Source organism: Sphingomonas sp. SORGH_AS_0950 (genome assembly GCF_030818415.1).
Taxonomy (GTDB): domain Bacteria; phylum Pseudomonadota; class Alphaproteobacteria; order Sphingomonadales; family Sphingomonadaceae; genus Sphingomonas.
In genome coordinates this window covers 3,300,583-3,314,362 of sequence record NZ_JAUTAE010000001.1, presented here as the reverse complement: position 1 = coordinate 3,314,362, position 13,780 = coordinate 3,300,583, and the positions used below count along the sequence as shown (strand labels likewise).

The following is a 13,780-nucleotide window of genomic DNA, read 5'->3' as shown; positions in this document are numbered from 1 at the left end:
GGTGAGCATCCTGGCGACCCTGATCCTGGCGATCGGCGTCTTCGCGACGCTGATGCTGGTGATGGCCGCATTGTCGGCCCCGTCGACGCCGCGCGCGCAGTCGCGGCGGCTGGCGGGCCTGCGCACGCGGGTCGCGCTCGATCTCGACAAGCCCGCCGTGGCGACCGCGTCGCGCGGGATCGCGTTCGCCACCGATACCCGCATGGACAAGGCGTTCGGCCGGTTGCTGCCCAACCCGGCGAAGCTGGCCAGGCGGCTGGACCGGGCGGGGCGCGGCTGGACGTTGGGCCAATATGGCCTGGGCTGCGCCGCCGTCGCGCTCGTCACGCTGATGCTGGGCCTGATGATCGGGCTGTCCTTCGTCCTGGCGCTGCTGCTCGGGATTGGGATCGGGCTGTGGTTGCCGCATGTCTTCCTGTCGATGACGATCGGCCGCCGGATCGCGAAGTTCACCGCCCGCTTTCCCGACGCGATCGAGCTGCTGGTCCGCGGGCTGCGCTCGGGCCTGCCCATCGCCGAGACGATGGCGGTCGTCGGCCAGGAGGTGCCCGGCCCGGTCGGCGAGGAGTTCCGCGCGGTCTATGACCGGATGAGGATCGGCCGGACGATGGATGCCGCGCTCCAGGACGTCGCCGACCGGCTGGAGACGCCCGAATTCCAGTTCTTCGTCATCGCCATCGCCATTCAGCGCGAAACCGGCGGCAACCTGGCCGAGACGCTGTCCAACTTGGCCGATGTGCTGCGCAAGCGTGCGCAGATGAAGCTGAAGATCAAGGCGATGTCGTCCGAATCCAAGGCGTCGGCCTATATCATCGGCGTCCTGCCCTTTGCCGTGTTCGCCATGATCTGGATGATCAACCAGCCCTATATGGCGCGCTTCTTCATCGATCCGCGCCTGATGCTGGTCGGCGGCGTCGGCATCCTGTGGATGGGGCTGGGCGCGTTCATCATGTCCCGCATGATCAATTTCGAGATCTGAATGCGCAGCCCCGCCCCCTCTTCCGCGACCGGCCCGTTCGGCCTCGACGCCGCCTCCACCGCCACGCTGCTATGGGGCGTCTGCATCCTGGCGCTGCTGTTCGTCGGCTATCTGCTGATCGGCAGCCGCGATCCGATGAAGGCGCGGGTGCGCACCCTCAACGCGCGCCGCGAACAGCTCAAGGCCGGGACCGCTGCCCCGCCCCCGTCACGCGCGCGGCTGATCGACCGCGACACGATGCTGAACCGGATGCATGCCATCCTCGATTCGCTGAAGATGTTGCAGGACGAACAGGTCCGCGCGGTCCAGACCAAGCTGCTCCAGGCGGGTATCCGGTCCAAGGAGATGGCGGTCGCGGTGATCTTCGGCCGCCTCGCGCTGCCGATCGTGCTGGGCGGGCTGATCGCCTTGTGGGTGTACGGCACCGACGGTTTCGCCACCTGGAGCCCGTTCAGCCGCAACATCCTGGTCGCAGGCACGCTGCTGCTGGCGTACAAGGCCCCCGATCTGGCGTTGAAGAACCAGATCACCAAGCGCAGCCAGGCGATCCGCAAAGGCCTGCCCGATGCGCTCGACCTGCTGGTCATCTGCGCCGAAGCCGGGTTGACCATCGACGCAGCCTTCATGCGCGTGGCGCGCGAATTGCGCCGCGCCTATCCCGAGCTGGGCGACGAGTTCCAGCTGACCTCGGTCGAGCTGGGTTTCCTGACCGACCGGCGCCAGGCGCTGGAGAATCTGGCGATGCGCGTCGATCTCGATTCGGTGCGCGGGGTCGTCACGACGATGATCCAGACCGAGAAATACGGCACCCCGCTCGCCAGTGCGCTGCGCGTCCTGTCGGCCGAGTTCCGCAACGAACGCATGATGCGCGCCGAGGAAAAGGCCGCGCGCCTGCCCGCGATCATGACGGTGCCGCTGATCCTGTTCATCCTGCCGACGCTGTTCGTGGTGATCCTGGGCCCCGCCGCCTGCTCGATCAAGGATACGCTCGTCACCGGCCAGTAACGCCCGCGCAACCACCGACGCGTCCGGTCGTTGTCCGGACGTAACAGGCAGGGATCGACCGCGATGCTGTTCACTTCGACGACACAATTCGCCGTGCTGGGGCTGGTCCTCATCGCAGGGTGGCTCTTCGGCTTGGCGAGCCATCCGGGCGGCCGCAAATGGCGCACCCGCTATTCGACCGAGCGCGACGCCCATGCCGCGCAGGTGAAGGATACCGAGACCAAATTGTCCGCCGCACAGGCCCGCATCGCCGAGCTGGAGCGCGAGAACCAGCGGCTGGCCAGTGCGCAACCCGTGGCGGCGGCCCCCGTGACGGAGCGGGCGCCGTACCGCCCGGTCGCCGCCACCGCCGCGCGTCCGGCCTATCCGGCGGGTGAGCGTCGGGGCTGGTTCGATTTCGGGAATCGGGTTTCGACGCGGGGGTAACCGGGTTTCATCGGGTGTGGGCTCGGTGAGACACCCTGCCCTCCCCCCGGCCCCTCCCGCCTGCGGGAGGGGAGGGACTTGGGGCGCATTCAGCCCCAAATCACCGATTGTACCGTGCAACGCGATCGAGATGTACGCTGCCCGCGCCCCTAGGCACGCCCCTCCCGCAGGCGGGAGGGGATGGGGGAGGGAAGGCGCCCAGCGAACCGCTCCCCTCCCCGTGGACGATTACCGCGCCTTCAACGCCGCCTGCGCCGCCGCGAGCCGGGCGATCGGAACCCGGTACGGGCTGGCCGAGACATAATCCAACCCGACCTGCTCGCAGAAAGCGATCGACGCCGGATCGCCGCCATGCTCGCCGCAGATGCCCAGCTTGATGCCGGGGCGCGTCGCGCGGCCGCGCTCGGCGGCCAGGCTGACCAGTTCGCCGACGCCATCGACATCCAGGCTGACGAACGGATCCTTGGCGTAGATGCCCTTCTCGACATAGGCGCCCAGGAAGCGCGCCGCATCGTCGCGGCTGACGCCCAGCGTCGTCTGGGTCAGGTCGTTGGTGCCGAAGGAGAAGAACTCGCCCACCTCGGCGATTTCCCCGGCCTTCAGCGCGGCGCGCGGCAGCTCGATCATGGTGCCGACCAGATATTCGACCGTCTTGCCCCGCTCGGCGAACACGGCCTGCGCGGCCTTGTCGACCACTGCCTTCATCAGCTCCAGCTCGCGCCGCGTGGCGACCAGCGGGATCATGACCTCGGGGATCGGGGCTTCACCCGACTTCTCCGCGACGTCCAGCGCCGCCTCGAAGATCGCCCGCGCCTGGATCTCGTAAATCTCCGGATAGGTCACGCCCAGGCGGCAACCGCGATGGCCGAGCATCGGGTTGAACTCGTGCAGTTCGCTCGCCCGGCGCTTCAGCGTATCCACATCCACGCCCGCCGCCGTCGCAACCTCGGCGAATTCGGCCTCCTGCTGCGGCAGGAATTCGTGCAGCGGCGGGTCGAGCAACCGCACCGTCACCGGCAGGCCCGCCATCACCTCGAAGATCGCGGTGAAGTCGGCGCGCTGTTCGGGCAGCAGCTTGTCGAGCGCGACGCGGCGGCCCTTTTCGTCCGAGGCCAGGATCATCTGGCGCACCGCCGTGATCCGCGCGGCGTCGAAGAACATATGCTCGGTCCGGCACAGGCCGACGCCCTCCGCGCCGAAATCGCGCGCGGTCTGGCAGTCGAGCGGGGTTTCCGCATTGGCGCGGACCTTCAGGCGGCGAACCTGATCGGCCCATTCCATCAGCGTGCCGAAATCGCCCGCCAGCTCGGGCTGGACGGTCGCCACCGCGCCGACCATCACCTCGCCGGTCGAACCGTCGAGCGTCAGGATGTCGCCCTCGCGCACCTCGCGCGAACCCACGCGTAGCAGCTTCGCCTTGTTGTCGATCGACAGGCTACCCGCGCCCGAGACGCAAGGACGACCCATGCCGCGCGCCACGACCGCCGCATGGCTGGTCATGCCGCCGCGCGCGGTCAGGATGCCCTTAGCCGCATGCATGCCGTGGATGTCTTCCGGGCTGGTTTCGACGCGGACCAGGATCACCGCCTCGCCCGCCGCCGCCGCGCGCTCGGCGGCATCGGCGTCGAACACCACCTTGCCCGAGGCCGCACCCGGCGAAGCGGGCAGGCCCTTGGTCAGCACGTCGCGCTTGGCATTCGGGTCGAGCGTCGGGTGGAGCAGCTGGTCGAGCGCCGCCGGATCGACCCGCGCGATCGCTTCCTCGCGGGTGATGAGGCCCTCATTCGCCATGTCGACCGCGATCTTCAGCGCCGCCTTGGCGGTGCGCTTGCCCGAGCGGGTCTGGAGCATCCAGAGCTTGGCCTGTTCGACCGTGAACTCGATGTCCTGCATGTCGCGGTAATGGTTTTCCAGCCGGTCGAAGACGGCGGCCAGCTCCGCATACACCTCGGGCATCGCCTCTTCCATCGAGGCGGGCTTGGCCTTCGCCTCCTCGCGCGCGGCCCTGGTCAGGTACTGCGGCGTGCGGATGCCCGCGACCACATCCTCGCCCTGCGCGTTGATCAGGAACTCGCCATAATAGGCTCGGTCGCCCTTGGAAGGGTCTCGCGTGAACGCCACGCCCGTCGCCGAGGTGTCGCCCATATTGCCGAACACCATCGCCTGCACATTGACGGCGGTGCCCCAGTCGGCAGGAATGTCGTTCAGGCGGCGATAGACCTTCGCGCGTTCCGACTGCCACGACCCGAACACCGCGCCGACCGCGCCCCAGAGCTGGTCCTGCACGTCCTGCGGGAAGGGCTTGCCCCACTGCTCCTCGACCAGCCCCTTATAGGTCGTGACCAGCGCCTTCCAGTCCGCGGCCGACATCTCGGTGTCGAGGGTAAAGCCATTATCCTCCTTGGCGATCTCCAGCGCTTCCTCGAACGCGCCGTGATCCAGCTCCAGCACCACATCGGCATACATCTGGATGAAGCGGCGATAGCTGTCCCAGGCGAAACGCTCGTCGCCCGCCTTCTTCGCCAGCCCCTCGACGGTCTGGTCGTTGAGGCCGAGGTTCAGCACCGTGTCCATCATGCCCGGCATCGACACCCGCGCGCCCGAGCGGACCGAGACGAGCAGCGGGTTTTCGGGATCGCCGAAGCGCTTTTCCGTCACCGCCTCGATATGCGCGATGCCATCGGCCACCTCGTCGCGCAGCTCCTGCGGAAACTGCTCGCCATCCTCGTAATAGCGGGTGCACATCGCGGTCGAGATGGTGAAGCCCGGCGGCACCGGCAGGCCGATCGACGCCATCTCGGCCAGGTTCGCGCCCTTGCCGCCGAGCAGGTTCTTGTCCCCCTTACCGCCGTCCGAAACGCCGCCGCCGAAGCGGTAAACATAGGTCATCGGTTCGATCCTTTACTGGTCGTATCGTCCGACGCCCTGGGGACACAGGCGTCGGTCTTAATAAGGCGGTTTTGCCGGAGGGGAAGACAGGAACGTCAGAATTGCTTTCCCGATCCGGCCGTTACCTCATCCCTCGATCCTCGAGAAATCCGCCACCGTATGCACCGCGGCCCGGACGCGGGCGAGCAGCGCGAGGCGCGCGACACGCTTGGCGGGGTCGGCGTCGTTGACGGTGACATCGTCGAAGAACCGGTCGATCGGCGCGCGAAGCGAGGCGAGCGCGGCCATGGCGGCCTCGAAATCCTCGGCCTTCACCGCCTCGGCCGCCTTGGGCTCGGCCGCGTCGAGCGCGGCGATCAGATCGGCCTCGGCGGGTTCGGGCGTGTAGGTCGGCGCGGTCCAGCCCTGGTCGCCCTCGACGCCTTCCTTCTTCAGGATGTTCGCGGCGCGCTTATAGCCTGCGAGCAGGTTGGTGCCGTCGTCGGTGGTGACGAAGGCTTGCAGCGCGCGGACGCGGGCGAGCAGGCGGACGAGGTCGTCCTCCCCGCCGAGAGCGAAGACCGCGTCGATCAGGTCGTGACGGACGCCTGCCTCACGTTGCTGGACCTTGAGGCGGTCGGCGAAGAAATCGAGGAGCTTTCCGAGTGTCGGCTCCTCCGTAAGATAGGTCTGCCCATACCGATTATTGGCCAGAACAATCTCAAACACGCGGCGAAGCCTGAATCGAAGGCCATTAGTGAGAATGAGCTGAAGGGTTCCAAGTGCTGCACGGCGAAGTGCAAACGGATCTTTTGATCCAGTCGGCTCAATCCCCGCTTCAAAAAATGCCGCAAGCGTATGAAGGCGCTCGGCCAGCGCCACGGCCACCGTCACCGGCGCGGTGGGGACATCATCGCCCTGACCGACCGGCTTATAGTGATCGCGAACCGCCTCGGCGACGCGCGGGTCCTCGCCCTGAGCGGCGGCGTAATAGCCACCCATAAGGCCCTGCAATTCGGGAAACTCGCCGACCATGCCGGTGACCAGATCGGCTTTCGCCAGATACGCGGCGCGCTCCGCCAGATCGGCAAGCTCGCCCCCCCCGTTCACGGGGGGGGATGGGGGGGGGACAGTTCCGCTGGCGACGTCGCCCGGGGCACGCCCCTCCCCTAGCCCCTCCCGCCTGCGGGAGGGGGACTCGGTGACGATCCCCTCTTCGACCAGCCAGCGGGCCAGCTTGGCCACCCGCTCCACCTTGTCGGCGACGGAGCCCAGCCTTTCGTGGAAGACGATCTTTTCCAGCTTGGGCCGCAGATCGTCGAGCTTGGTCTTCAGGTCCGTCTCGTAGAAGAAGCGCGCGTCGGACAGGCGGGCGGCGAGCACCTTGCCATTACCCTCGACGATCTTTGCCCCGCCATCACTCGCCTCAATATTGGCGGTGCAGACGAACGCGTTTGCCAGCTTGCCGTCGCCGGAGCGGCAGACGAAGTACTTCTGGTTCACCCGCGCAGTGAGCTGGATGACTTCCGGCGGCACGTCGAGATAGGCTTCGTCGAAGCGGCCGAGCAGCGGCACCGGCCATTCGGTCAGCCCGGCATTCTCGGCAACCAGCCCTTCGTCCTCGACCAGTTCCAGCCCTGCCTCGGCGGCCAGCGCCGACGCGCGCTCGCGGATGATCGCGGCACGCTCGTCCTGATCGACCAGCACCTTGGCGCCGCGCAGCTGCTCGACATAGGCGTCGGCTCCGGTCAGCACGATCTCGGCGGGCGCGTGGAAACGGTGACCGCGCGTGACATTGCCGCTGGTGATCCCGGCGATCTCGAACGGCACCACCTCAGCCCCGAACAGCGCGACGATGGCGTGCAGCGGGCGGACCCAGCGCATCGATTCGGTCGAAGCGGACTCCGCCCCCCAGCGCATCGACTTGGGCCAGGGGAAGGCGCGGACGATCGCGGGGATCGCCTCGGCCAATACCTCGGCGGTGGCGCGGCCAGGCCTTTCGGTGATCGCGAAGAGCACGCCGTCGCGCTCGGTCAGCTGCTCGCGCGTCAGCCCGGTCTTGCGGAGGAAGCCCTCCAGCGCCTGGGGCGGGGCGGAGGCACGCGGGCCCTTCACTTCCTCGGACACCGCCTCGGTCGCGGACGGAAGCCCCTTGGCGATCAGCGCCAGGCGGCGCGGGCCGGCATAGGTGACGATCTCACCCGCCGACAGACCGGCCTTGGCGAGTTCAGCGGCGAACAGCTTGGCGAGATTCTCCCGCGCGCCCGCCTGCATCCGGGCGGGGATTTCTTCGGAGCGGAGTTCGAGCAGAAAATCGGTCATGGTCACTCTCAATTCCTCCCCATCTCTGATGGGGAGGGGGACCGGCGCAGCCGGTGGAGGGGGCGGCGGGCATCCGCCGCTGAAGCGGCGGCCCCTCCACCATCACATTCGTGATGGTCCCCCTCCCCAAGCCCAGCTTGGGGAGGAATGGGGTGCGGGATCACGCCGCCCATCCGTTCTTTTCCATCCAGGCGCCGCACGCGCCCTTCGCCAGATCGCGGACGCGGCCCATATAGGCCTGGCGCTCCGCCACCGAGATCACGCCGCGCGCCTGCAGCAGGTTGAAGGTGTGGCTGGCCTTGATCGCCTGTTCATAGGCGGGGATGGGCAGCTTGGCCTCCAGACAGCGTTCGCACTCGGCCGCCGCCTTGCGGAAGGCGTCGAACAGCGTCTCGGTGTCGGCCACCTCGAAATTCCAGGTCGACATCTGCTTCTCGTTTTCGAGAAACACGTCGCCGTAGCTCACGCCCGCATCGTTGAAGCGCAGGTCATAGACGTTGTCGACGTCCTGGATGTACATGGCCAGACGCTCGAGCCCATAGGTCAGCTCGCCCGCGACCGGCTTCATGTCGTAACCGCCCATCTGCTGGAAATAGGTGAACTGGGTCACCTCCATCCCGTCGCACCAGACTTCCCAGCCCAGGCCCCAGGCGCCCAGGGTCGGGCTTTCCCAATCGTCCTCGACGAAGCGGATGTCGTGCTTGGCCATGTCCACGCCGATCGCGGCGAGGCTGCCCAGATACAGGTCCTGCAGGTCGGCGGGCGAGGGCTTCAGGATCACCTGATACTGGTAATAATGCTGGAGCCGGTTCGGGTTCTCGCCATAGCGGCCGTCGGTCGGGCGGCGGCAGGGCTGGACGAAGGCCGCGTTCCACGAATCCGGACCCAGCGCGCGCAGCGTGGTCGCGGGGTGAAAGGTGCCCGCCCCCATCTCCATGTCATAGGGTTGCAGGATCACGCATCCGCGCTCGCTCCAATAGTCATGGAGGGTGAGGATCATGCGCTGGAAGGAAAGTGGTCCTTCCGGGGGTCCGTTCCGGGTCAGCATAACGCGGCAGGCTTTGGCTCATGCCCCCTTCGCGGTCAAGGCGAGCCGCCGCACCCGCCATGCCGCCAGTCAACCAAGCATGATATTTTGTCAGGTCTTGTTGACATGGTCACGACTCACTGTCACTTTGTCATGGTCACCTGACATTCCGTCATGCACGGGTGACAAAGGGAGGTTGCCATGCAAGAGGAGGTGGACATGAAAAATCGCCTCAAGGTGCTGCGCGCCGAACGCAACTGGAGCCAGGCGGAACTCGCCGGGCGGCTGGACGTGTCGCGACAGGCCGTCAACGCCATCGAGACGGGGAAATACGACCCCTCGCTGCCGCTCGCCTTCCGCATCGGGCGCCTGTTCGACATGCCCATCGAGGAGATTTTCGATGACGAGCATCATGGTGAGTGAGTCGCCGGACTGCGATCCGCAGGAACCGGAACGGATGAAGCCCGGCGAAGTCCCAGCCTATCTGATCCGCCGGGTGCGGTCATGAGCCGCCGCCTGACCCACACGGTGATCGGGACCGGCATCGCGCTGTCGCTGCTCGGCTGGGGCGCCGGTCGCGTGGGCGGGATCGCGTTCGACACGTTCCGCCCGAAGATGCAGGCCGCCCCCAAGGCCGCGCTTCCGCATTTCTCCGTCCATCTTTCCATCGAGGTGCGGCCATGACCATGAATGCTTCGCGCATCGCCAAGGGACCGAGCGAACGCGCCAATCACCGCCTACTTGCCATATCCGGCGCCGTCGGCGGGATCGCCGGATTGTCGACCGCGCTGATCGTTTTACAACAGCCGCAGGGTGCAGCCCGCCCAGACCTGTGGTCCTCCCCACTGCCGCTCTGGTTCGCCGTGCTGATGGCGCTGATCTGGGGCGTGGTCATCCCCATCATCTCATGGCGCTGGCATCGGGTGGTCGACGAGCACGAACGCCAGGCTTACCGCGACGGTGCGGTCGCCAGCTTCTACACGGTCGGCCTGGGCGTGCCCGTCTGGTGGTTCCTGTGGCGCGGCGGGGTGCTGCCCCCGGTGCAGATCGAATGGGTGTACGGCGCGATGCTCGCGGTCGCCGGCCTGGTCTGGCTGTGGCGCAAGTACATTTGATCCCCTTCCCTTTCCGAAAGCCCGATCCCATGAAGACGATCATGAAGACCGCCCTCACCTCGCTCGCCCTCATGCTGGCGCTGCCCGCCTGCGCGCAGAGCAAGCCCGCCCAAGCCCCCAATGACGCGGACCCCGCCTTGTGGGTGGTCAAGGATGCCGACACCACCATCTATCTGTTCGGCACCATCCATGTGCTGAAGCCCGGCCTGACCTGGTTCGACGAGGCGGTGAAGACCGCCTTCGACAAATCCGACCAGCTGGTCCTGGAAATGGTCGAGCCCGACAAGGCGACGATGCAGCAGATCGTGCTGAAGAACGGCTTCTCGCCCACCGGCCCCACGCTGACCGAACAGCTGCCCGCCGACAAGCGCGGCGCCTATCTGAAGGCGATCGCCGATCTGGGGGCGCCGCCCCAGGCATTCGACCGGATGAAGCCATGGCTCGCCGCCGTCACCCTGTCGATCGCGCCGCTCCAGAAACAGGGGTACGATCCCGCCAACGGGCCGGAAAAGGTGCTGACCGAAGCCGCCAGGTCGGAGGGCAAGCCGGTCGAGGGGCTGGAGACCGCCGAGCAGCAGATCGGCTATTTCAACGGCCTGTCGCCCAAGGCGCAGATCGAGTTCCTGACCTCGACCGTGGACGAGCTGCCCAAGGCGGGCGAGGAAATGGCGAAGATGGTCGACGAATGGGCGCATGGCGACCCCGACGCGCTGGCCCGCGACATGAACGAGAGCCTGAAGGACTCGCCCGAGGTCGCCAAGACGCTGCTGACCGACCGCAACGGCCGCTGGGCGCGCTGGATCAAGCAGCGGCTGGCCAAGCCCGGCACGATCTTCATGGCGGTCGGCGCGGGCCATCTGGCCGGGGACGACAGCGTCCAGGCGCAACTCGCCAAGCAAGGGATCAAGGCGCAGCGCATCGCCTATTGAGGCGCGGCGGCCGACACCTTGCCTTTTGCCGCCTTTGCGGCTATGCGCCCCCGCTTCCGGTCATGGTCATCCCTGGAGGCGTGATCGGGAACCTATATCCCTTTTGTTTCGGAGTTACTGGAATGAGCGACACCCTTACGCTCGCCGCCGAGACGCGCGATCAGGTTGGCAAGGGAGCCTCCCGTTCGCTGCGTCGTGAAGGCCGCGTCCCCGCCGTGATCTATGGCCAGAACAAGGCCGCCGCGTCGATCCATCTCGAAGAGAAGGCGCTCGTCAAGGCGCTGATGACCGGTCATTTCTTCACCTCGGTCATCATGGTGGACGGCCAGCGCACGCTGGCGAAGGACGTCGCGTTCCATCCCGTCACCGACCGCCCGCTGCACGTCGACTTCCTGCGCATCGGCGAGCATGAGACCGTCACGGTTGCCGTTCCGGTCGTCTTCACCGACGAGGACGAGAGCGGCGTCAAGCAGGGCGGCGTGCTGAACATCACCCGCCACGAGATCGAGCTGGTCGTCGACGCCGCCAACATCCCGACCGAAATCAGCATCTCGCTGAAGGGTCTGGCCGTGGGCGACTCGATCCACATCTCGGACGTGAAGCTGCCCAAGGGCGCCGAGCCCGCCATCGACGACCGCGACTTCGCGATCGCCACCATCGTTCCGCCGACGGTTCCGACCGCCGCGGACGAAGCGGCCGATGCGTCGGAAGGTTCGGAAGAGGCCTGATCCGGCCTCGCTCTCTCTCACGAGCGAGCGAACGAAAATCAGGGCAGGTGGCGGCGACGCCCCTGCCCTTTTTCGTGCCCTATTCCTCTCCAAGCTCTGCTTGGGGAGGGGGACCATCGCGCCAGCGATGGTGGAGGGGTGGTGACGGACCGGCAACGCCCCTCCACCACGCCCTGCGGGCGCGGTCCCCCTCCCCATCAAAGATAGGGAGGAATGGGAAAGGGCCGCCGAACCTGATGGTCCGACGGCCCCGCTCATCCCCGCTCGGGGAATCGTAGGAACGGAGGGGGTGTTCCGGCTCAGCCCTGACCCTGGCTCAGAAAGCCGGTCAGCTCGGTCTTCGACACCTTCTTGCTCTTGTCGGTGTCGGCCTGGGCAAAGGCGGTGCCCACCCATTTCTTGGTCGCGGGCGACTCGGCCTTGGTCGACGGGTCGGTCTGCGCCTTCAGCGCAACCATCCACTGGGTGAACTCGGCCTTGTTCAGCTGGCCGTCACCGTCCTTGTCATAGGTCGGGAACTGGGTGTCGACGACCTGCGCGATCTGGCTGCCGGTCGCCTGGACCTGGCCCTCGGCGGGGGCCGCCTGGGCGGGCGCGGCGGGTTCCGCCGACGGCGTGGCGGCCTGCATCGGATCAGCCGTGGTTGTCGTCGCCGATTGCGGCGCCGCCGGCGTGGTCTGGGCGGGGGCGGGGGCAACCTGCGCAAGCACCGGAGCAGACGCCATCATGGCACCGGCAAGAAAAGCATATTTCATCATCTCGTCTCTCCCTTACTCTGGTCGATCGATGACTATGAAGACCGGAAACGCATCTTCGCCTTTAGTGATACGATCCCGTTCGGCATTTGACCATATGGGGTTTGCATCTTCGGATTTGAAGGCTCGGCTCGTCCCTGCTAACGGCACGGCACACCGTGATTCCGAGAGGGAGTGCACGGTAAGCCGTGCCGTTTCCACGACCTGAAGGTGCCCCGATGATTCCGCGCTATTCCCGTGCTCCCATGACCCGGATCTGGGATCCCCAGACCCGTTTCCGCATCTGGTTCGAGATCGAGGCGCACGCCACCGACGCGCTCGCCGAGCTGGGCGTCGTGCCGAAGGAAGCCGCCGCGCGCATCTGGGAAGCCGACAAGGCGGCGGGCGATTTCGATATCGCGCGCATCGATTCGATCGAGGCGGAGACCAAGCACGACGTTATCGCCTTCCTGACCCATGTCGCCGAGCGGACCGGGCCGGAGGCGCGCTTCCTGCACCAGGGCATGACCTCGTCCGACGTGCTCGACACCTGCCTGGCCGTGCAGCTGGCGCGCGCCTCCGACATTCTGATCGAGGATCTCGACGCGCTGCTCGCCGTCATCAAGCGCCGTGCCTATCAGCACAAGCTGACCCCGACCATCGGCCGCAGCCATGGCATCCATGCCGAGCCGGTCACCTTCGGCCTGAAGCTGGCGCAAGCCTATGCCGAGTTCGACCGCAACCGCGCGCGCCTGGTCGCGGCGCGCGCCGACATCGCCACCTGCGCGATCTCGGGCGCGGTCGGCACCTTCGCCAATATCGACCCGCGTGTCGAAGCCCATGTCGCCGAGAAGATGGGCCTGACGGTCGAGCCCGTTTCGACCCAGGTCATCCCGCGCGACCGCCATGCGATGTTCTTCGCGACGCTGGGCGTCATCGCCAGCTCGATCGAGCGGCTGGCGACCGAGGTCCGCCACCTCCAGCGCACCGAGGTCCTGGAGGCCGAGGAGTATTTCTCGCCCGGCCAGAAGGGCTCGTCGGCGATGCCGCACAAGCGCAACCCGGTGCTGACCGAGAATCTGACCGGCCTGGCCCGCATGGTGCGCGGCTATGTCACCCCGGCGCTGGAGAATGTCGCTTTGTGGCATGAGCGCGACATCAGCCATAGCTCGGTCGAGCGCTATATCGGCCCCGACGCGACCATCACCCTCGACTTCGCGCTCGCCCGCCTGACCGGCGTGATCGACAAGCTGGTCGTCTATCCGGCGCGGATGGAGAAGAACCTCAACAAGATGGGTGGCCTGGTCCATTCGCAGCGCGTCCTGCTGGCGCTGACCCAGGCGGGCGTGAGCCGCGAGGACAGCTATCGCCTCGTCCAGCGCAATGCGATGAAGGTATGGGAGTCCGACGGCGAACTGTCGCTGATGGAACTGCTCAAGGCCGATGCGGACGTGACGGCGGCGCTGTCGCCCGAGGAGATCGAGGCGCGGTTCGACCTCGATTACCATTACAAGAATGTCGACACGATCTTCGCGCGGGTGTTCGGCGCGTAATCGGTCGGGGGAGTCCTATTGGCGGCTTGTCCCGCCGAGACGGACTCCCCTCCCCCAACCCCTCCCGCCTGCGGGAGGGGAGTTGCCTGGGGAA

At 66.9% G+C, this 13,780-nt stretch carries 13 protein-coding genes; 9 read left to right on the top strand and 4 right to left on the bottom strand.

Annotated elements, in window-relative coordinates; all coding sequences use genetic code 11:
• The first annotated feature begins 1 nt into the window (after nt 1).
• The 3 genes from QE385_RS14975 (at nt 2) to QE385_RS14965 (ending at nt 2,410) form a co-directional block, all read left to right on the top strand.
• A complete protein-coding gene (locus QE385_RS14975) occupies nt 2–979 on the top strand; it encodes a type II secretion system F family protein (RefSeq protein WP_307103153.1) in 978 nt (325 codons plus the stop codon).
• The gene (locus tag QE385_RS14970) at nt 980–1,984 is read left to right on the top strand and encodes a type II secretion system F family protein (protein WP_307103151.1); all 1,005 of its coding nucleotides are present in this window, start codon (nt 980–982) and stop codon (nt 1,982–1,984) included.
• 63 nt (nt 1,985–2,047) lie between these two features.
• Entirely contained in the window at nt 2,048–2,410 is a 363-nt protein-coding gene (locus tag QE385_RS14965) for a hypothetical protein (protein WP_307103149.1), read from the top strand.
• A 228-nt stretch (nt 2,411–2,638) separates the two neighbouring features.
• Here QE385_RS14965 and ppdK read toward each other — a convergent pair whose 3' ends face one another.
• The 3 genes from ppdK to QE385_RS14950 form a co-directional block, all read right to left on the bottom strand.
• Entirely contained in the window at nt 2,639–5,299 is a 2,661-nt protein-coding gene (ppdK, locus tag QE385_RS14960) for a pyruvate, phosphate dikinase (protein ID WP_307103147.1), read from the bottom strand.
• 126 nt (nt 5,300–5,425) lie between these two features.
• Nucleotides 5,426–7,600, bottom strand: coding sequence for a glycine--tRNA ligase subunit beta (glyS, locus tag QE385_RS14955; protein ID WP_307103145.1), 2,175 nt, complete (start codon nt 7,598–7,600; stop codon nt 5,426–5,428).
• A gap of 160 nt (nt 7,601–7,760) precedes the next feature.
• Nucleotides 7,761–8,600 carry a glycine--tRNA ligase subunit alpha gene (locus QE385_RS14950; protein WP_307103143.1) on the bottom strand — a complete coding sequence of 280 codons (840 nt, stop codon included), beginning with the start codon at nt 8,598–8,600 and terminating at the stop codon, nt 7,761–7,763.
• 246 nt (nt 8,601–8,846) lie between these two features.
• Here QE385_RS14950 and QE385_RS14945 point away from each other — a divergent pair, with 246 nt between their 5' ends.
• From QE385_RS14945 to QE385_RS14925, 5 genes are all read left to right on the top strand, one after another.
• The gene (locus QE385_RS14945; protein ID WP_261269196.1) at nt 8,847–9,050 is read left to right on the top strand and encodes a helix-turn-helix transcriptional regulator; all 204 of its coding nucleotides are present in this window, start codon (nt 8,847–8,849) and stop codon (nt 9,048–9,050) included.
• A gap of 81 nt (nt 9,051–9,131) precedes the next feature.
• Nucleotides 9,132–9,311: a hypothetical protein gene (locus tag QE385_RS14940; protein ID WP_307103140.1), complete on the top strand. Its 180-nt coding sequence runs from the start codon at nt 9,132–9,134 to the stop codon at nt 9,309–9,311.
• A complete protein-coding gene (locus QE385_RS14935) occupies nt 9,308–9,742 on the top strand; it encodes a hypothetical protein (RefSeq protein WP_307103138.1) in 435 nt (144 codons plus the stop codon). The genes QE385_RS14940 and QE385_RS14935 overlap by 4 nt, the downstream gene beginning before the upstream one ends.
• A 41-nt stretch (nt 9,743–9,783) precedes the next feature.
• Entirely contained in the window at nt 9,784–10,671 is an 888-nt protein-coding gene (locus tag QE385_RS14930; protein WP_373424677.1) for a TraB/GumN family protein, read from the top strand.
• A 122-nt stretch (nt 10,672–10,793) separates the two neighbouring features.
• Nucleotides 10,794–11,399: a 50S ribosomal protein L25/general stress protein Ctc gene (locus tag QE385_RS14925; protein WP_307103134.1), complete on the top strand. Its 606-nt coding sequence runs from the start codon at nt 10,794–10,796 to the stop codon at nt 11,397–11,399.
• Nucleotides 11,400–11,698: 299 nt separating this feature from the next.
• On the opposite strand, the gene QE385_RS14920 is transcribed toward QE385_RS14925, so the two are convergent.
• On the bottom strand, nt 11,699–12,157 hold the full coding sequence (locus QE385_RS14920) for an EF-hand domain-containing protein (protein WP_307103132.1): 459 nt from the start codon (nt 12,155–12,157) through the stop codon (nt 11,699–11,701).
• A 215-nt stretch (nt 12,158–12,372) separates the two neighbouring features.
• Here QE385_RS14920 and purB point away from each other — a divergent pair, with 215 nt between their 5' ends.
• A complete protein-coding gene (gene purB / locus QE385_RS14915) occupies nt 12,373–13,686 on the top strand; it encodes an adenylosuccinate lyase (RefSeq protein WP_307103129.1) in 1,314 nt (437 codons plus the stop codon).
• Nucleotides 13,687–13,780 lie beyond the last annotated feature (94 nt).

Coding starts and splice junctions, on each gene's coding strand:
- QE385_RS14920 (WP_307103132.1), bottom strand. CDS start 12,157: ATGATGAAATATGCTTTTCTTGCCGGTGCCATGATGGCGTCTGCTCCG.
- QE385_RS14925 (WP_307103134.1), top strand. CDS start 10,794: ATGAGCGACACCCTTACGCTCGCCGCCGAGACGCGCGATCAGGTTGGC.
- purB (WP_307103129.1), top strand. CDS start 12,373: ATGATTCCGCGCTATTCCCGTGCTCCCATGACCCGGATCTGGGATCCC.
- QE385_RS14940 (WP_307103140.1), top strand. CDS start 9,132: ATGAGCCGCCGCCTGACCCACACGGTGATCGGGACCGGCATCGCGCTG.
- QE385_RS14930 (WP_373424677.1), top strand. CDS start 9,784: ATGAAGACCGCCCTCACCTCGCTCGCCCTCATGCTGGCGCTGCCCGCC.
- QE385_RS14950 (WP_307103143.1), bottom strand. CDS start 8,600: ATGATCCTCACCCTCCATGACTATTGGAGCGAGCGCGGATGCGTGATC.
- ppdK (WP_307103147.1), bottom strand. CDS start 5,299: ATGACCTATGTTTACCGCTTCGGCGGCGGCGTTTCGGACGGCGGTAAG.
- QE385_RS14935 (WP_307103138.1), top strand. CDS start 9,308: ATGACCATGAATGCTTCGCGCATCGCCAAGGGACCGAGCGAACGCGCC.
- QE385_RS14945 (WP_261269196.1), top strand. CDS start 8,847: ATGAAAAATCGCCTCAAGGTGCTGCGCGCCGAACGCAACTGGAGCCAG.
- QE385_RS14965 (WP_307103149.1), top strand. CDS start 2,048: ATGCTGTTCACTTCGACGACACAATTCGCCGTGCTGGGGCTGGTCCTC.
- QE385_RS14970 (WP_307103151.1), top strand. CDS start 980: ATGCGCAGCCCCGCCCCCTCTTCCGCGACCGGCCCGTTCGGCCTCGAC.
- glyS (WP_307103145.1), bottom strand. CDS start 7,600: ATGACCGATTTTCTGCTCGAACTCCGCTCCGAAGAAATCCCCGCCCGG.